Below are 19,206 nucleotides of genomic sequence, written 5' to 3' on the forward strand. Positions count from 1 at the left end.
CTCCGAAGCCCCAGGCCCTTCCGAACGCCGTCTGGATAAACAACCCCGCGCAGCTCCCCAGCTCACAGACAGCTGCGCACTAATCTCTCAGTTTCACTGTCTCATTCACGTTGACAGGTTCCGCTGCGGCCTGAGAGGCTCTGTGCGCACGTCAACACTAGTACGGACAGGATTGACTGCCCTTCTCAACCTCATACATTCTGCCACTTCTCTCCAACGCGAGTCGAGGGGAACATGAGCATCGCGGGTGCTGGCAGAAGAGCTGGAGCAGGCTTCGCGGCGGGTGTACTCCCAAGGGCGACCCATGCGCCCGAGAGAACTGGCTCCCCCGCCAACGCGCGAGTGGCAAGGGAGGCGGCTGAACAACCTCAATCACCGAATAGAGCCGCTCGCTTCTTCCGAGACGTCTTCGAAGCTCCTCGCCCCCCCACATCAAGGCCCCGTCCGCAGGCCACTCACGGTACAGACAGCAACGGAGGCTTCGCACATGCGGCGCTTGTCACGGGCCGCGATGAAAAAACTGGCTTTGAGGCCGATCTCTTTAGCGCTGGCGGCCGTATCGGCTGGCAGAATGAGGTTCAGGGAGGGATGGCACGCACTGGCTTCGCCACTGCGGATGGCGTCAACGCGCTTCGAGGCGAGATATTCACTGCTCGTGCCAATCTCGGAATCCGAAACTCTGATGGCTCAGTCGGTATCAACGCCGGAGCCACCGCGACAATCGTTGGAGGCGAAGTCAATCTGGGCCACGGAGGAAACAGCCTGACTCTTGGCGCAGCGTTTGGGCTTGGCGCAGAAGGCTCGGCTGGCATTCGCGACGTCGATCATGACGGTCGCATTGAGCAGTGCGCACGCGGCAGCATCGGAGCATTCACGGTAGGAGGCTGTATCGAGCAGCCCTACAAGTCTTACAACCCTGACTCCTCCGGCGAGCCGTGAATTTAAGGAGTCCCGAATGCGAACGGCAATCATCACCTGGCTCCGCTCACGTGACCAGTGTCGAGTGGTGCATCGATGAGGCGATCTTTGCGTGCGCTTCAACCCCTGACGGCACTGGCAGGTATAGGTGGAACGGCCACCGCGGCACTGTCATGGGGGCTTCTGACTGATGATACCTTGCTCCAGGTCCTGTCCATACGGACCGTCACGGGGCACAGGATCTACCAGGGCCATCCCAGGCAAGGTCCAGACGATGCTGTTGCGCGCTCCATCCGGGGGGCGGTCCTCCGGGAGGAGCTTTCAATCCGAACCTGGGGGTAACCCAATGAAGAACAGCTTGGTCGTGATGGCGGCATGCGTGGGTTTTTCATTGATGGCCTGCGGGGGTCCTCCCCCTGAAAAAGAAGTCGCAGGCGAGCCCCTCACCGAAGGCACCTCCGAACTCGCCTCCTGTACCGCGATCTGCTCGAACGGCAGCCTGTCTTGTCCATCCGGCACCGCGACGTGCTCTTCGACGGACTACTCAGGAGTGACGTGCGATGGGACCTTCTACGCCTGCCCCAGTACCCCTACCTGCGCCTCGGGACTTCCTGCCTGCTCCAACTACGAATTCCGCTCCTGTGGGCCAGCGGGTGCCCGGGTGAATTGCTGCGACGCGGGCACTCCATCCTGGTGCCAGTGCTCATCCACCTCTCCCAATCGGTGGTTCTGCGTCTGAGTTGGAAGCTCCACTGTAGACGCCTGACATCGCGCCGAGGCCACGGTCGCACCCGTTCGGATTGGCAGCAACGTGGGGCCTTTGGCCTCCGGAGCCAACGGCCGGACGTTCACCGATGCCGACCCAACGCGGGAACACTCCTCAGAAGAGCGAGGGAGGCGTCGTCAGGGGATTGAAGAGGGGGAGCAGGTCCGAAGGGCAACCCGGGAGGAGCTGTTCACCGCCCTCCCGGGCACCACGTTCCGGAGTCGCATCAACCGCTTGCGACGACGCGCGATACAGGATTCGAACCTGTGGCCTTTGGCTCCGGAGGCCAACGCTCTATCCAGCTGAGCTAATCGCGCAGAACCGCTGCTACGAGGGGACAAGTAGCCGAACTCCCCGGCCGACGCAAGCCCGCATTCCACCCAGGGCTGACGGGAGAACACCCCACCCAGGGGCTCCCCCGCCCGCCCAGGAGCTTCAGCTCACCCGACGGCGCCTGCCCACCCACAGGGCCAGGCCCCCCAGGGCCAGGAGGACGAGCGACGTGCTCCCTCCCCCGCCCGCCGAGGCACAGCTCAAGCCTCCGCCTCGGGCGTCAATCTCCAGCGACGGGTCCAGCACGAAGTTGACGAGGGAGGACTGCACCGACGAGTTCCCCGCGGCATCCTTCGCGACCAGCGTCACCGTATGGCTGCCGTAGTCCAGCTCGTTGCGCGGAACGAAGCGCCAATCACCGCTCGCGTCCGCCTGCACGGTGCCGATCTCCGCCCCATCCACCTGGATGGAGACCGTAGACCCCTCCTCCGCGTCGCCCTGGAAGGTGGGCGTCCGCACCGACAGGATGTCGTTCGCCCTGGGAACCGACAGCACGGGCGCCACGGGGGCCTTCAGGTCCACCTTCCAGGTGAACTTCTCGGGCGTCGAGTCCTCGTTGCCCGCCTGATCCTTCGCCCGCACCTCCAGCGTGTACTCCTCGACCTCCCTGTCCGCGTTGCCCAACCCCGTCCTGCGGTAGCCCGTCGCATTGCAGCTCTCGAAGGGCGACCCGTTGAAGCTGCAGGAATAGGTCACGTTGCTCTCATTCGACCTGAACGTGAAGGCGGCTTCCGGGGAGTTCGTCAGACTGGCCACCTCGGTTTCGATGGTGGTGTTCGGCATCGTGGTGTCGACCTTCCACGCCCACGACAGCACCGTGGAGAAGTTGCCCGCGATGTCCTTCGCGCGAATCAACATCGTGTGATTCTCGTTGGTGCTGTCCACGGTCCCCGTGTGCGGCGACACGCACGGCACGTACTCCGGCAGGCCGTCGAGTGCGCACTCGAAGCGCTCCAGCGGCTCGGAGGCCTCGAAGGTGAAGGTGAAGCTGGCGGTGGTGAGCCACCCCTCGGGCCCCGTCAGGATGGTCGCCACGGGAGGCACTGCATCCACGGTGATGGTGTAGGGCGGCGAGGAGTCGCTGACGTTGCCTGCCCTGTCGGACACCGTGGCCCGGATGTCGTGCGAGCCGTTGCTCAGCTCCACCGTGGGCGTGAAGAGCCACGTCAGTCCTTCGATTTCCACCGTCCCCACCTGGATGTCGTTGATGAAGACGGTGACGAGTCCCGGCTCCAACGTCTCACCCTGGATGGTGGGCTTGCGCAGGCTGGTGGGTCGGTCCGCGCGAGGCCCGCTGACGACCGGCGGCTGCGGCGCCACGGTATCCACCGTCCACGAGCGGCTCTTCGGAGTGGTGTCCGGCTCCTCCGCGAAGACCGCGCGAACCGAGAGCGTGTGATTGCCTTCCGCCAGGTTCTCGTAACGAGCCGTGTCCGGTGGCTCCTCCAGGTTCTTGGGGCACGGAGTGAACACGGCGGCCGAGTCCAGCTTGCACTCGAACGGGACCAGGCCCTTGTTGGACCACAGCCGGAAGACCGCTGTCTTGGTGCTGATGGGCCCACCCACGCCATCCGGCCCGGAGAGAATGTCCGTATCCACGGGTCCGGTGCTGATGCTCCACGTGTGGGACGCTGGCGAGTCGTCCCGGTTGCCCGCCAGGTCCACGGCGCGAATCAACAGCGTCTGCGTGCCGTCACTCAGGTTGGACTTCTGGATGTAGCTCGCATCCACCCCTGGCCCCGGAGGAGGCAGCTCGCACGGGGTGAATTCCAGTTCGTCGTCCTCGGGCTGGCCCGGCTCCTCGTCTTCTGTCTCGAAGATGTGTCGGCACTCATAGGTCAGGGCTTCCGGACGCGCGAGCCGGAAGGGCACCGTGGTGGCACCATCACGAAGCGGCGGAGCCTCGATGATGGTCGTCTCCGGCTTCGTCACATCCACGATGAACGACACCGAAGCGGAATCCGTGACTCGCGCCGCCGCGTCCGTCGAGCGGACGAACACCGCGGTGTAGGGGCCCTCGTTCAGCGGCGTGGTGCGCAGGTAGGTCCATCGTCCATTCGGGCCCACGCTCACCGTGACGGGTTCCGGCGACGGTCCGAAAAAGACCTGCAGCGAGGTCCCCACCTCCGCGGTGCCACTCAGGGTCGGATAGCGCGTGGTGAGGTAGGCCCCCGGGTTGTCGATGGTGGGCACCGCTGGATCACTCAGGTCCACATGGAACGTGAGCGTGGCGGAGAACGCGCTGACGTTGTCCGCGGGGTCCGTCGTCATGGCCCGGACCCAGTGGAAACCATCCTGCAGGGGCGACGGGGTGAACGACACGCTCCACCCACCCTGGGCATCCACGGGGGTGGGCCCCAACACCACGGAGTCATCCACGTAGACAGTGACCTCGGTGCCGGGCGCGAGCCCCACCGTCGACTCCAGCGTGCCACTCAAGCTGATGGGCATCGACGTGAAGTACCTGCCCTGGATGCTGGGCGCGAGCACGGGCCGCGAAGGCGGCAGCGTGTCCACCGTGATGATGACGTCCGAGGACTGTCGCGTGTTCTCGGCCGCATCGGTGGCCACCGCGCGGAGCGTGTAGCTCCCGTCGGAGAGCACGGCGGGAACCACGCTCCAGGCACCAGAAGGTCCCGCCACGGCGTTCAAGGTCTGGGTCGGCCCTGGATCCGAGGGCGTCACGGTGACCGCCACGCGAGCTCCCGGTTCCGTCGTTCCGACAATCGTGGGGCGGGACGTGTTCACAAACCCCGCGCCGGGAGCGGTGATGACAATGGACGCGGGTGCATCGAGGTCCACGACCCACGTGTGGCTGACGGGCGAGGGGTCGATGTTCCCCGCCGGGTCCACGGCGCGGACGTGGAACTGCCGCGTTCCAGAGGTCAGCCCGCTGAAGGTGCGCGAGCCCGTCCCTGTTCCGTCACAAGGTATCGACGTGAAATCAATCCCGTTGAGGGAGCACTGGAAGGTCGCCGTGGCGTCCGGACTTCGGTACTCGATGGTCACCGTCGTCGCATTGTTCGGCGACTCGGGCGGGTTGAAGAACGACGTGTCGGGCGCCACGGTGTCGACGACCCACGTGCGTGTCGCGGGAGTTGGATCAGCGACTCCCGACTCGCTGTAGGCCGTCACGGTCAGCGTGTGTGTGCCCTCGGCCAGCCCCGTGTACGTCTGACTCGGACCGCAGGCCACGGCCGAGACTCCGTCCAGCGAGCACTGATACGTGGTGCCGCCCGAGAACGTGAAGTGAGCCACCTTCGAGTTCGTGGGAGCGTTGGGGGGACTCGCCACGGGCCCCGCCGTGATGACCGTGTTGGGCTGGGTGGTGTCCACCCTCCACGTGTAGCTCTTCGGGTACGGGTCCTGGTTGCCGGCGCGATCCACCGCGTAGGCCGTCACCCGGTAGTCACCCGTCGTGAGGCTGTTGAAGGTCTTCGAGGCAGTGCACAACTCGAACGCGCCATCGCCCGCGACCCCCAGATTGTCCAACGCGCACTGGAAGGTGCCGTTGGGCTCCGACGAGGTCATGTCGAACTTGGCGCTCGTGAAGCGAGACACCAGGGGAACATTGTCCGGAGCGAGCGTCGTCGACGGCGGGACGTTGTCGAAGTTGAACCTCAGCTCGGGAGTCAGTTCGCTATAGGCCCCCATGTATCCGGCTTGAGCCACCAGGCGAAACGGCGTGTTGTTGCTGCTCGCGGGGGCGTACGGATAGACAAACTCCTTCAGGCTGTCCGAAGCGGTCCGGTTGCTCAGGGGCGTATACGTGAAGGGCGCTGTCGCTCCGCTCACCGTATAGAAGAGGACCTCCGAGAAACCGTGCTGCGTCTTCCCCCTGAGCAACGGGTTGTTCGTCCAGGCGTCGAGGCCAGGAGGACTCACGAAGGTCGGCACGGCAATCGCGTCGACGAACCCCGAGTCCAGGACCGTGACGGTGCCCGCGTAATCCACCACGCTGGTGGAGGTAGGTTGGGCGCCGTTGTGGACGGTGGGCTGCAGTCCCCCGAGGGCGGCGGGTGCGACGGGAGAGCAGGTAGCAAGCCCCTGCGCCTGGAAGAACACGCGGCCACCCCCCCCCCCACCACCGGGCCCCGAGTTCGTGTCGCTGTCCGCCCCCTCACCTCCTGCCGCCCTCACCTTGTCCGCACCGCACGTGCCGCTTCCCTTGAAGCGCAGATGCAGGGTGCCTCCGGCGCCACCACCATGCCCCACCAGGGTCGCCGCGGTCGGCACCCCGTCCTCCCCGTTCGCCAGGATGGACCCGCTTCCCGTGAGGGACGCCGCACGAATGAAGACGATGCCTCCGCCTCGTCCGCCTGCGCCACCCGTGGCGGAGCCCCGCGTGTGTCCGCTGCCGCCTCCGCCACCGAACGTGAGCCAGCTCATGGAGGAACCGCTCAGCGCAACGCCCCCTTTACCCCCGGGGATGTCGTCGCCCCCCGACCTTCCACGACCACCCACGCCTCCCGGTCCACCGTTGCCTCCGCCTCCGCCTCCACCGGTGTTGCATGAGCCGCCGCCTCCGCCATTCGCGGAGTTGTCCACGGAGTTCGCCTGCGCGGGCACGACGTCCTCGCCACTGCGCCCCACACTGCCTGCCCCCGCGCCTCCACAATTCGGGCTCGAGTCGGCCGCATAGACGCCCCCGCGCAGCCCCAACCCCGAGGCCTGGATCGTCCCGTTGTTGGTCAGGCTTCCACTGGCCAGGAACGCCAGCACACCCCCCGAGTTCCCATCCCATGGGGCCGCGGTGACGGTGGCGCCAGCCTGGATGACGACATTCTGGTAGCGAGGCACCGTGAGCATCTGCGCGCCAGGCGACTTGTAGCTGTTCGCCAGCGGCCTCGTGAGCGTCACCGAGTTCGCGTCGAAGGACAGGATCTCCGCCAGCTCCCACTGCCCCACGGTCGGCGCCCCATTGCCAAACAGGTCAATGGGAGTCGTCGTCCCCCGCGCGGGCACTGGGCTCAGGCCCGTGGACTGGATGATCATCAGGAGGCCGTTGTTGGCGAGCCCCGTGAAGGTCCCCGTGAACCGCAGGACGGTCCCTCCCTTGTTCGCATCCTGGCTGAGCGCCTTGTGGTTGTTGGGCAGATACGCCGTCGCCGAGGTCGCGAAGGTCATGTCATTGGCCGCGCCGGTGGCTCCACCCAGCCCGAACCTGTCCGGCTCCGCGCTCGCCGCTCCACACACCAACAGCACGCCCCACAGCAGTGCTCTCGTCAGCAGCGCTCTCATGGCCGCACCTCCCCTGGCTTCACGGCTCCGTCCGCTGGAGCCGCCCCTCGCGACTCCAACGGGTCGACGAACTTGAACTCGATGCGGCGGTTCTCTTCGCGGTCCTGATACGTGTTCTCGGGGGTCACCTTCGGCTTGGTCTTCCCGAAGCCCACGGCCATCAGCCGGTCCGCCGGAGCGCCCTTGCTGATGAGGTACTGGCGCACCGCGTCCGCGCGGGCCTGCGACAAGCGCCGGCTGGCATCCAGCGGCGAGCGCAGGTCCGTGTGCGCGCCCACCACCACCATGGGCAGCTCCGGGTGCTCCTTGACGATGCGCGCCACCCAGTTGAGCTGCTCCAGCGAGCGGCTCTGGATGACCACGCCCGAGGCCTCGAAGTAGATCTTCTCGAACAGCTCCAGGTGGCCCGACTTGATCTCCACCAGCGGCGGCACATTCGCGGGGCAGCCCAGGTTGTTCGCCGCGCCCACGTCCTTCACGCAGCTGTCCAGCCGGTTGGGCACGCCGTCCTTGTCCGAGTCCATCTCCGGGCAGCCCTTGCGCTCCGGCGGCCCCGGCTCGTTGGGACACTCGTCGCTGTCGTTCTCGATGCCGTCCTTGTCGAAGTCACGCACGGGGCAGCCGCGGTTGTCCTCGGGTCCCGGGTCATCCGGGCAGCTGTCCTTGCTGTCCTCGACCTCGTCCTTGTCCCGGTCCTCGACAGGGCAGCCATTGCGCGCCGGAGGGCCGTTCCTGTCCGGGCACTCGTCGAGCATGTCCTCGATGCCGTCGCCATCCGAGTCCTTCGCGGAGCAGCCGCCGCGCGCCGCGTCTCCAGGCACCAGCGGACAGCGGTCCACGCTGTTGATGATGCCGTCCCCGTCCTCGTCGGAGTCGGGGCACTCCTGGATGGGGTCCTTCAGCGTCCGCACCAGGCCCGGCTCACACCGCACCGACGACTCACCGGGCCCGCGGGTCGGCACCACCTTGCCGAACGCGCCGCCCACCATCAGCCGGAACAACGGCGTCCCCGGGGCCGAGCCCACGCCCATGCCCGCCAGGGCGAAGAGCTCCAGCGACGGACTCGCCAGGTAGCGCGCGCCCGGCAACAACTCCACCGCGCCGGGCTGATTCGTCAGCGGCAGCATCGCGCGCACGTTCAGCTCCCAGCGCAGCCGCTTCCCCGTCGTGGACAGCGCCGCGCCCAGGCGCACCTCCTGCCCCACCTCGTCCTCCAGGTCGCCCGAGCGCTCGGTCAGCAGCATCTTGTCCCGCTGCACGTAGCCGACCTCCAGGCCCGCGCGGATGCGCCCGAAGTGCCGCCCCACCATCAGCTTCGGAGACAGTCTCACCGAGCCGTCATCCCGCGAGTAGCCCTCCGCGCTGCCCAGCGGTACGCCCACTCCCAGCTCCGCCGCGAGGTCCAGGATGCCCGAGGACTCCTGCGTCAGGAGCCCCACCCGACCGCTCAGCGACGGCGTGGAGAGCGTCTGCGCGCGCGGCTCCGGGATGCCCGCACCCGCCAACCCGGTGCTGTTGCCACCCTGAAACGCCACCAGCGGGACCTGAAGCCCCACCTGCAACCAGCTCAAGGGCGCATAGGCCGCGGCCAGGTGCGCCGTCGCGCGGCTGCCCACGACGGCGAGCTTCTTTCCTGTGTTCATGTAGACCAGCGGCTCGTGGGCGTACTGCATCGCCACCGTCGCTCGGAAATCCCCCATCGGGAGCAGCTCACCCAGGCCCACGAGCAGCGAGCCTTCCGCGCCAGGATTCAGCTCCAGCCGCTCCAGGTCGAAGCCTCGCAGGGGCGACGCATTGGGAGCGGGGGGCGCGTCGTCCTGGGCTCCAGCGCTCGCGGACGCCAGCACGAACGCGAACGCGAGGACGCCTCGCAGCAGCCTGCTTCGTCTCATGATTCTCCCGGATGAATGGGCGTGTGGGTATCCCGGAGCCGCCCCACGTTTCAAGCCGGCCCCCCGCGTTGACTCTACACCAGATGCGCCCCCGCTCTCGCCAGCCCGCACCCGACGGGTCCTCCGGCTCGCGAGCTCCGTGACAACGCTGCCACTGAAATCTCGGGCCAGGGATTCACGCCCGGTCAATTCGTGGCATGCTGGCGCATCACTCACCTCCCCGCGGCTCGCGCGGGGTCTGGCGCCGGGGGCACTCTGATGATCGCGAACGCCGCGTTGCTCGCGAACCAGGCCGAGTTCGAGTTCGAGGCAGGTTCCTTCACGGCCGCGGAGCTGGCGGTGCTCGGCTTCGAGGCCGAAGAGACGCTCTCCCAGCCCTACACCGTCGAGGTCGCCCTCGCCGTCCGGCCCGACCTGGAGGTGGAGGAGAAGCTGCTGCTCGGCAAGGACGCGCGCCTGACGGTGATGCTCGGTGACGGCACCGCCCGCCTCTTCCAGGGCGTCGTCTCGCGAATGACTCGCTGGGACGAAGGCAGTGGCCCCGAGCGCCGCCGCTACCGCGTCACCGTCGTCCCGCGCCTGTGGACGCTGCGCCACCGCCGCAAGAGCCGCATCTTCCAGGAGCTGACCGTTCCGCAGATCGTCCACAAGGTCCTGGACGAGGCCAAGGTGGAGCACCGCCTGGCCCTCACCGGCACCTATCCCGTGCGCGACTACTGCGTGCAGTACCGCGAGTCGGACCTGGACTTCGTCTCGCGGCTGCTCGAGGAGGAAGGCATCTTCTACTTCTTCGAGCACGCCGAGAGCTCACACATGATGGTGCTGGGCGACGGCGCGTCGGCCAATCCCTCCATGCAGGGTGAGCCCACGCTCGTCTTCCGCGAGCGCTCGCAGATGATCGCCGCGCGGGAGTACGTGCACGAACTGGTGGCGCGCACGGAGGTCCAGCCCGGCGTCGTCGCGCTGCGCGACTACAACTTCCTGCGACCGGCGCAGATGCTGGGCGCGGAGGCGGAGTCCGACGACGGCGAGACGGCGCTGGAGATCTACGACTACCCAGGCCGCTACGAAGACCCGGGCCCCGGCCGCAACCTGGCCCAGGTCCGCCTGGAGGAATTGCGCGCGCGCACCCAGACGGTGACGGGCGCCAGCTACTCCCGACGCATCTGCCCCGGCCATGTCTTCGAGCTGGCCGAGCACCCCGATGCGACGGTCAATCGCAAGTACCTGCCCATCTCCGTGCGACACACCGGCCACCAGTCGGAGGCGGTGAGCATCGACCAGTCCACGCTGCGCTCGCGCGAGGGCTACCGCAACGAGTTCCTCTGCCAGCCCGCGGACATCCCCTACCGGCCCGCGCGTGTGACGCCCCGCCCCGTCATCCCCGGCGCGCAGACGGCGCGCGTCGTCGGGCCCGCGGGCGAGGAGATCCACACCGACGAGCATGGCCGCATCAAGGTCCAGTTCCACTGGGACCGCGAGGGCAAGGCCAACGACAAGAGCTCCTGCTGGATTCGCGTCAGCCAGGCCTGGGCCGGCCCGGGCTGGGGCGCGCTGTATCTGCCGCGCATCGGCCATGAAGTGGTGGTGGAGTTTCTGGAGGGAGACCCGGACCGTCCCCTCGTCACCGGCAGCGTCTACAACGGGCAGAATCCGCCGCCCATCGACCTGCCCGGCAGCAAGACGCAGAGCACCCTGCGCTCCAGCTCCAGCCCCGGCGGCGACGGCTCCAACGAGCTGCGCTTCGAGGACGCGGCCGGCTCGGAGCTCGTGTATCTGCACGCGCAGAAGGACTTCAACGTCGTCGTGGAGAACGACAAGACGCAGGAGGTCCGAGGCAACGAGACGTTGCTGGTGAAGAAGGACCGCGCGCGCGTCATCGAGGGGAATCAGTCCCTCGAGGTGAAGAAGGACGACGACAGCACCATCAGCGGCAACCAGTCGCTGGCCGTCACCGGCAACCGCTCCACCACCGTGGCCGGCAACCACACCGAGTCCATCAAGGGTGACCAGTCCATCGGCGTCAGCGGCAGCCAGAGCCTGGCGGTCAGCATGGCGTCGGCGGAGACGGTGGGCCTGGGGAAGATGCTCACCGTGGGCGGAGCGCTCGCCATCAGCGTGGGCGCCGCCTTCAACGAGCTGGTCGGCGGCGTCAAATCCGAGCAGGTGGGCGGCGCCAAGGTGGAGGTCGTCGGCGCCAAGAAGTCCGAGTCCGTCAAGGGCGCCCGCTCCACGCAGGTGGGCGGAGACCTGTCGGAAGAGATTGGCAAGTCCCGCATGTTGAAGGTGGACAAGGACCTCATCGTCAGCGTCGGTGGCAAATCCAACCACGCCACCAAGGACGCCTACGTCCTGCAGGCCAAGGAGATCTCCCTGGTCGCCGAGGAGCAGTTCACCCTCAAGGTCGGCTCCGCCACGTTGCAGGTGAAGAAGAACGGGGACGTCGTCATCAAGGGCGCCAAGATTGAGGTCACCGGCAGCGGCGACGTCATCATCAAGGGCTCCAAAATCTCCGAAAACTAAATCGTTTCAGGCGGACCCGGGGGGGTGGCTTGAAACCGGTCCACTGTGTCTGGCACTTTACGCTTCGCACGGAACCGACGACGGGCCCGTGCACTCAAAAAGGAATGTGGAATTTGGCGCTAGGACACACTGGCGCCGGTGCGGCGGGGGTGGCCGGCCGGTGTCTTCGGTGGGGTGTGGTCGCCGCGCAGGCGCTGGCCTTGAGCGTGGGAGCGGGCTGCGCGAAACGCGTGCCCTTCGCCTGCGAGACACCGCCTCCATTCCAGGTGGTGGTGGACGCGGCCGAGCAGCTCAATCCGGATTCCAAGGGCCGCTCGTTGCCCACCGTGGTGCAGATTGTCCAGCTCAAGGACAGCGTGAAGCTGGAGCGCGCGGGCTTCCGTGACTTGTGGGGCAAGCCCGAGGCGCTGCTGAAGGAAGACTTGCTGCAGGTGGCCGAAGTCGTCGTGGCGCCCGGCAAGCAGGAGAAGCGCTGGATTCAGAGAGACCCGAAGGCGCGCTTCGTGCTCGCCATGGGCCTGTTCCGACAGCCCCTGGGTTACTCCTGGCGCGCGGTGGCGACCTTGCCCGTGGTGCCGGAGTCGCGCTGCGTGGAGCGTCCCGCGGGAGACCAGGGGCCGCCGAAGGAGGACGACGAGGTCTTCCGCTACCGGCTCCAGGGCTATCAAATCGACTTGATGTTCCGGCCCCTCAGCGTGGCGCCGGAGCAACACAACAACCCCGAATCCGGCGACCGAGAGTCGCCCCGGAGAGGCGCATGAAGTCCGCGCAGCGCGTCGTGTGGTCCGAGGGCATGTTCATGAGCCCCCACCACCTCCAGCAACAGGACCTCTACCACGAGCAGCTCCTGGAGAACCGGCTGGGGGCCCTGGAGCCCTATCCCTGGGGCGTGGTGGCCATGGAGCTGGACCTGGAGGGCCTGCGCGCCGGCCAGGTGCAGCTGTCGAACTTCGTCGGCGTGCTGCCGGACGGGCTGACGGTGTCCTTCGAGTCCGGAGACGCCGAGGCCCCCTCCGCGCGCCCCGCCGAGGGCTACTTCCCTCCCGCGCAGCGCACCCTGGACGTGTACCTGGGCGTGCCGCGCGAGCGCAGCGGCGTGGAGAGCTACGGCAGCGGGGAGCGCATTGGCGGCAGCCCGCGCTACACGCCCGTCACGCGGCCCATCAGCGACCTGACCGCGTCCACGTCCATCTCCCAGGTGGGCTTCGGCCAGCGCAACGTGCGCCTGTTGTTCGGCACCGAGCCGCGCGACGACTTCGAGGCCATCAAGCTGTTCGAGTTGACGCGCGACAAGTCCGGCAGCCTGGCCGTGGTGGACGCCTACGTCCCGCCCTGCCTGCGCATCGACGCGTCGCCGTTCATCATGGGCGAATTGCGCACGCTCTTGCGGCTGATGGTCTCCAAGCAGCGCCAGCTCGCCTCGCGCCGCCGCCACCGGGACGCGTCCGCGCTGGAGTTCACCGCGGGCGACGTGACGCTCTTCCTGGAGCTCAACGCCCTCAACGGCACCATCCCCTTCCTCCAGCACGCACTGGACGCGGGCAACCTGCGGCCCCGGGATTTGTATCTGACGCTGGTCCAGTGCGCGGGCCAGCTGTGCACCTTCTCCGCCAGCGCGGACCCCACCACGCTGCCGTCCTTCCAGTTCACCAACCTGCGAGCGACGTTCGAGGAGCTGTTCCGCCGCCTGTCGGAGCTGATGCGCTCGGTGGCGCTGGAGCAGTGCCTCACGGTGGACCTCTCCGCGGGCACCGACGGCATGTTCCGCGGCAAGCTGGAGGACGAGCGGCTGGAGCGCTGCGGCGCCTTCCTGCTGGCGGTGAGGAGCGATTTGCCCGAGCGCGTCGTCGCCGAGCAGTTCCCCAAGCTCACCAAGGTGGCCTGCTGGGACGACATCCCCGGCCTGGTCCGAGCCGCCGCGCCGGGCGTGCCGCTGGCCGTCACGTACCGCCCGCCGCCGGAAGTCCCGGTGCAGCCGGGCACCGTGTACTTCAGCCTCTCGATGACTGACGGCTATTGGAAGAACGTGATGCGCGACCACAACCTCGCGCTCTATCTGCCGCAGCCGTTCGACGCGGCCCGAACGACCGTGGAGCTGCTCGCGGTCCCCACCGCCAATCGCTGACGCGCAGGGATTTTCCATGGACCGAGTGACGGAAGCCACGAAGGACTGTTTCGACGCCGCCATCCACCTGCGCGGCTCGGAGGCGGCGGCCATTCCTCCGCCCGAGACGCTCTACCACCGCCTGCGCGGGGTGGTGGACGAGCTCCTGCGGCGCGCCGCGGTGCTCGGCTTCAGTCACCAGGACTCCCAGGACATGGCCTACGCCATGGTGGCGCTCATCGACGAGGTCGTCCTCAGCCGGCCGGAGGAGTACCGGCAGTTCTGGATGACCAACCCGCTGCAGCTGCACTACTTCAACGAGAACATCGCGGGCGACGGCTTCTTCGCCAGGCTGGACCTGGTGCGCAAGGACCCGCACCGCGCCGAGGTCCTCCAGGTCTACTACCTGTGCATGCTCTTCGGCTTCCAGGGGCGCTACCGCATCCGCGGCGGCGAGCTGGAGCTGATGACGCTCATCGACACGGTGAAGAAGGACCTGGAGCGCGCGCGGCCCTTCGACTTCGACGTGCTGTCGCCGCACGGTGAGCGCCCCACCGACTCGCTGCTCTCCAAGCGCAGGAAGACGCCCGTGTTGGCCCTGTCCGCGGGCTCGCTGGCGGTGGCGGTGCTCTTCTACGGCGTGCTGCAGTTCTTCCTGAAGGACAAGGTGGACGAGCTGTCGAGCCGCGTCGAGCTGCACGCCGCCAAGAACGTCGCCGGCACGCTGGCTCCGCCGCAGGTCGGCGAAGCCGCCAACCCGGGAGGCACGCAATGATGGCCTACCTGCTACCGCTGCTGGGCATCGGCGCGCCCATGTTCGCGCTGATGACCTACCTGGAGTTCACCCCGCCCCAGGCCGCCATCGTCGCCGCGCTCGCGGGCCTGTTGGCCATGGGTGTGGTGTGGATTGTCAAACGCATCCGCGCGCGCCGCGCCGCCAAGAAGCTGGAGGGCGCGCTCGCGGCCCAGGGTGAAGAGCAGGCCGCCACCGTGCGGCCGGACCTGCAGCCCGAAATCAAGGCGATGCAGGACGAGTTCACCAAGGCGGTGGGCGCGCTCAAGGCGTCCAAGCTGGCGCGCGGCGGCAAGGACGCGCTGGCGGTGCTGCCCTGGTACCTCATCGTCGGCCCTCCGGGCGCGGGCAAGAGCACCGCGCTGCGCAACTCCGGCCTGAAGTTCCCCTACCTCTCCGCGCGCGGCGGCGTGCGCGGCGTGGGTGGCACGCGCAACTGCGACTGGTGGCTCACCAACGAGGCCGTCATCCTCGACACGGCGGGCCGCTACACCAGCGCGGAGGAGGACCGTCCGGAGTGGATGGCCTTCCTGGACACGGTGGTGAAGCACCGCCCCAGCCGCCCCATCAACGGCCTCATCGTCGCCATCAGCGTCAGCGAGCTGATGACGGCGGACCCGCAGGCGGTGGGCGAGATGGGTCAGACCATCCGCGAGCGCCTGGACGAAATCACCGGCCGGCTGAAGATGCTGGTGCCCGTCTACGTGATGGTCACCAAGTGTGACTTGCTGCCGGGCTTCGTGGAGATGTTCTCCGACTTGACTCGCGTGGAGCGCGGACAGGTCTGGGGCTTCACCGTGCCGCTGGAGCATCAGAAGGACGCCAGCACGGACCTGTTCCGCGAGCGCTTCGACGAGATGCTCTCCGTGCTGGAGCAGCGCTCGCTCAGGCGGCTGGGCCAGGAGCGCCGGCTGGAGACGCGCGAGAACATCTACGGCTTCCCACAGCGCTTCGACGCGCTCCGGAAGAACCTGGCCGAGTTCCTCCAGCCGCTGTTCCTGGAGAACGTGTTCCAGGACACCCCCGTCTTCCGCGGCCTGTACTTCAACAGCGGCACGCAGGACGTGCGCGCGGTGGACAAGGTGTCCCCGTCCGCGGGCGAGCTGTTCGGCACCACCAACGGCCGGCCGCAGACGGACGGCGCGTCCACCGAGGGGCGCAGCTACTTCCTCTGGGACGTCTTCACGAAGGTGATGTTCCAGGACCAGCAGATGGCGGTGCGCAGCTCGCTGGAGGAAGCGCGCGTGCGCCGGCAGAGCATGGTGCTGGCGGGCGCGGCGCTGGCGGCCACGGCGCTGCTGCTGTCCATGCCCACCCTCTCCTATTTCCAGAACCGCTTCCTGGCGGAGGCGGTCACCAAGGCCATCACCGATGTGAACCTGGACCCGCGCGACGACGTGCGCCGCGTGGAGGACCTGCTGCCGCTCAGCAAGCGCCTGGAGGAGCTGACCCGGCACGAGGAGGAAGGCGCCCCGGTGTGGATGCGCTTCGGCCTCTACCAGGGCCACAAGCTGCTGCCGCAGGCGCGCCAGTTCTACAACACCGCCCTGCGCCGCGTGCTGCTGGGCAAGCAGTTCGAGCTCATCCAGCAGCGGCTGGAGAACTTCGCGCGCAACCCGGACATGCTCGCGCGCAGGGACCCCAAAGAGCATGCGCGGAGCTCCTCCGACTTCAAGCAGTACGTCGACGACCTGAAGATGTACCTGCTGGTGACGACGCCCAGGGACCCGAAGGAGCCGGAGCTGGACGAGACGCAGCGCCGGTGGCTCGTGCGTCAGATTGTCGAGCACTGGGCGGGCGTACGCGGCAGTGCCCTGGATGAGGGGACGGTGGCCACCCACGCCACCACCTTCATCAAGATGCTGGGCGCCGAGCAGTCCCTGCCCGACGAGCAGAAGCCCGCGCGCGCGGAGCGCATCGCCTTCCCCCGGGAGCACGCCATCATCGTGGGCGCGCGCCGTGCGCTCATCAAGGTGCCCCTGGAGAAGCTGGAGCTCGCGCGCATCGTGGAGACCACGCGCGTGCAGTACCAGGATGTCACGCTGGAGCAGCTGATGGGCGCGGTGCCGCAGTTCAGCTCCAACATGGCGGTGCGAGGCGCCTTCACCCGCGACGCCTACGAGAACGAGGTGAAGCAGCAGCTCGAGTCGGCCTTCTCGGACCAGGACGCGTGGGTGCTGGACAGGGACGTCACCACGGACGTGGATGCGTCGCGGCGGGCGCTGCGCACGCTCTACTTCTCCAGCTACATCCAGGAGTGGAAGGACTTCCTCAACGCCATCAAGGTGGCGGCGCCCATGGACAACATCCAGTTGGAGGACCTGCTCACCAACCTGACGCGCGGCACGCCCAAGCCCTACAGCCGGCTGTTCACCTCCATCGTCAACAACGTCCAGCTCGAGCGACGGGCTCCCAAAATCGAAGCCACGAACACGAACAAGCTGACGGAGTCCGTCAAGGGGCTCTTCGGCGCCGGCAACGCCCCCGTCCCCGAGAAGCCCCGGGAGAAGCTCAACCCCCGCGCGCCTTCCGGCGAAGAGGAGATTCTTGCCCGGGACGTGGCGCGCGAGTTCGCGTCCATCATCCGGTTCACCACGGAGCGCTACAAGACGGACGACGGCGAGGAGACGCTGACGGCGCTCGTTGAATACGAGGAGCAGCTCGTCACCGTGCACACGGCGATGCTCGCGTCGAAGGACAAGCCTGCGGAGGGCTCGGAGCTGACGAAGAAGACCTTCGCCGCGCGCAGCTATGTGGAGATGCTCATCCGCAAGCAGACGGACAACATCGCCATCTTCGAGCGCCTGCTGATGCCTCCCTTCAAGGACACCATCATCATCGTCGACCAGGGTCGGGCCCAGCAGAAGAGCAAGCTGTGGTGTGAGCAGGTGGCCGTCCCCTTCAACCGGGCCTTCAAGGACATGTACCCGTTCAGCCCCGGCTCGCAGAAGGATGCGCCGCTGCTCGAGGTCGCGGAGTTCCTGCGGCCCGACAACGGGGTGCTGCGCAAGTTCATCAAGGAGCAGCTCAGCGACCATCTCGTCGCCACGGGCCGCAAGTGGGACTTCACCTCCTCCGCCGGCGCGCACTACCGTCCCGAGCTGCTCTCCTTCCTGGAGAAGACCCAGGCGCTCGCCGCCACCCTGTTCCCGGGCGGCGAGTCGGCGGGCATGGTGGATCCACTGGTGCGCTTCCAGGTGCGCATCCGCCCCGGCGTCTCCCTCGACGGCGCCGCGTCGCGCATCTCCTCCATCGTCTTCACGCTCGACGGCACCGACGAGGTGTACCGCAACGGTCCCGACACGCTGTGGAAGCCGATGATCTGGCCCGGCCAGGCCGGCAAGCTCGGCGCGCGCCTCGTCGTGCAGAGCGTGGATGGCGCCACCGAGTCCGTGCAGGACGAGGAGGGTGACTGGGGTCTGTTCCGGCTGCTCGAGCGCGTGAAGAAGATCGAACCCAGCCCGGACGGGCGCTACTTCACGGCGACGTGGGACATCGATGAAATCGACGGCGCGCAGGTCTCCATCGACTTCCGGCCGGAGCGCACCACCAACCCGTTCTTCGGGCTGGCGGGCAACACGTCCAAGCTGATGGGCATCTTCCGGGACCCCGGCATGAAGGTCCCCATGGGCATCGCGACCAGCGGCAAGGGCTGTGAGCCGGAGGCCGTGGCCGCGGGCGGGGCCCCCTGATGGCGGTGCAGCAACCCCCTCGTATCGGCCTGTTGGGAAAGACGCCGCGCCAGGCGGAGTTCATCCGGTTCAACGCCTCCACGCCGCTGGCCCTCCACCTCTACGCGTGGATGGAGGCCGGCGTGGAGCGCGCGCGCAAGGCGCGGATGGACCTGCCCTCGGAGCCCGCGCACTTCGTCTTCACCGCCCCCGGCCAGAAGCAGGCGCTGGTGGGGCTGATGGCGCCCAGCGTGGACAGCGTGGGCCGCGCGTTTCCGCTGGCCGTCTTCACCGAGGTCCCTTCAGCCAGCACCGCGCCCCGCTTCGCGCTGACGCCCGAGGCCTATCAGCCCTTCCTTCGCGCGGCCGGAGCCCTGGCCCGAGCCGCGGCGGAGCTGGACGTGCCGCAGCTCACCGAGCGCACCACGGCGCTGCCCGTTCCCGGCCCGGGTGACTTCAGCGTGGCCGAGCGGCTGCGCGACAGCATCCTCGCCGAGCACCACCTCGCCGACCTCCTGGGTCCCCTGACGGAGGGCTCGCCCACCGGAGGTCAGTACTACGCGCTGCACACCTTCCTCACCGCATGCATCGGTGAGCGCGGACGAGAGCAGTCCGCCGCGGGCGTGGTGCTGGACTGTCCGTTGACGGCGCGCGTGGGCCCGGTGGCGTGGCTGGAGCTGTCCTCACGCCTCTTGCGCTGGCCGCACCAGCCGCCGTCCTTCTTCTGGTCCGAGGGAGACAAGCCCCGGCTGCTCTTGAGCCTGGGCTCCGCGTCGCCCTCCGTCTTCCTCGCGCTCGCCCAGCCCGGCCGCCCCGGCGCCCAGGTGTGGCCGCTGCGCACCGAACGTCCCGCCGCCATCGACAACGCGCGCAAGGGCCTGACGGCCTCCGCGCGCCAGGTCATCGACTCCCCCTCCACCACCCTCGACCAGCTCCTGCGCGCGCTGTCGCGCTGAAAGCACCCG

The 19,206-nt window shown here is 67.9% G+C and carries 9 protein-coding genes and 1 tRNA gene; 7 read left to right on the plus strand and 3 right to left on the minus strand.

Features of this window, described 5'->3' with window-relative positions; all coding sequences use genetic code 11:
• The first annotated feature begins 588 nt into the window (after positions 1-588).
• A complete protein-coding gene (locus LZ199_RS42695; protein ID WP_253999575.1) occupies positions 589-939 on the plus strand; it encodes a hypothetical protein in 351 nt (116 codons plus the stop codon).
• Between the two features lie 988 nt (positions 940-1,927).
• On the opposite strand, the gene LZ199_RS42700 is transcribed toward LZ199_RS42695, so the two are convergent.
• From LZ199_RS42700 to LZ199_RS42710, 3 genes are all read right to left on the minus strand, one after another.
• Positions 1,928-2,001 (minus strand) — tRNA-Arg (locus LZ199_RS42700).
• 118 nt (positions 2,002-2,119) lie between these two features.
• Positions 2,120-7,258 (minus strand): adventurous gliding motility protein AgmC, encoded by a 5,139-nt coding sequence (gene agmC / locus LZ199_RS42705; protein ID WP_253999576.1) that lies wholly within the window; start codon positions 7,256-7,258, stop codon positions 2,120-2,122.
• Positions 7,255-9,150 (minus strand): OmpA family protein, encoded by a 1,896-nt coding sequence (locus LZ199_RS42710; RefSeq protein WP_253999577.1) that lies wholly within the window; start codon positions 9,148-9,150, stop codon positions 7,255-7,257. The genes agmC and LZ199_RS42710 overlap by 4 nt, the downstream gene beginning before the upstream one ends.
• Before the next feature lie 258 nt (positions 9,151-9,408).
• Here LZ199_RS42710 and LZ199_RS42715 point away from each other — a divergent pair, with 258 nt between their 5' ends.
• The 6 genes from LZ199_RS42715 (at position 9,409) to tagF (ending at position 19,197) form a co-directional block, all read left to right on the plus strand.
• A complete protein-coding gene (locus tag LZ199_RS42715) occupies positions 9,409-11,673 on the plus strand; it encodes a type VI secretion system Vgr family protein (protein WP_253999578.1) in 2,265 nt (754 codons plus the stop codon).
• A gap of 200 nt (positions 11,674-11,873) precedes the next feature.
• Positions 11,874-12,434, plus strand: a complete 561-nt coding sequence (gene tssJ / locus LZ199_RS42720) for a type VI secretion system lipoprotein TssJ (protein WP_255203841.1) — start codon at positions 11,874-11,876, stop codon at positions 12,432-12,434.
• Positions 12,431-13,798: a type VI secretion system baseplate subunit TssK gene (tssK, locus tag LZ199_RS42725; protein WP_253999579.1), complete on the plus strand. Its 1,368-nt coding sequence runs from the start codon at positions 12,431-12,433 to the stop codon at positions 13,796-13,798. The genes tssJ and tssK overlap by 4 nt, the downstream gene beginning before the upstream one ends.
• Before the next feature lie 16 nt (positions 13,799-13,814).
• On the plus strand, positions 13,815-14,552 hold the full coding sequence (locus LZ199_RS42730; protein ID WP_253999580.1) for a DotU family type IV/VI secretion system protein: 738 nt from the start codon (positions 13,815-13,817) through the stop codon (positions 14,550-14,552).
• Complete coding sequence (tssM, locus tag LZ199_RS42735) at positions 14,549-18,262, plus strand: type VI secretion system membrane subunit TssM (RefSeq protein WP_253999581.1); 3,714 nt, start codon at positions 14,549-14,551, stop codon at positions 18,260-18,262. The genes LZ199_RS42730 and tssM overlap by 4 nt, the downstream gene beginning before the upstream one ends.
• The gene (gene tagF / locus LZ199_RS42740) at positions 18,262-19,197 is read left to right on the plus strand and encodes a type VI secretion system-associated protein TagF (RefSeq protein ID WP_253999582.1); all 936 of its coding nucleotides are present in this window, start codon (positions 18,262-18,264) and stop codon (positions 19,195-19,197) included. The genes tssM and tagF overlap by 1 nt, the downstream gene beginning before the upstream one ends.
• The last annotated feature ends 9 nt before the right edge of the window (positions 19,198-19,206 follow it).

This window comes from Myxococcus qinghaiensis (genome assembly GCF_024198215.1).
Classification (GTDB): Bacteria; Myxococcota; Myxococcia; order Myxococcales; family Myxococcaceae; genus Myxococcus; species Myxococcus qinghaiensis.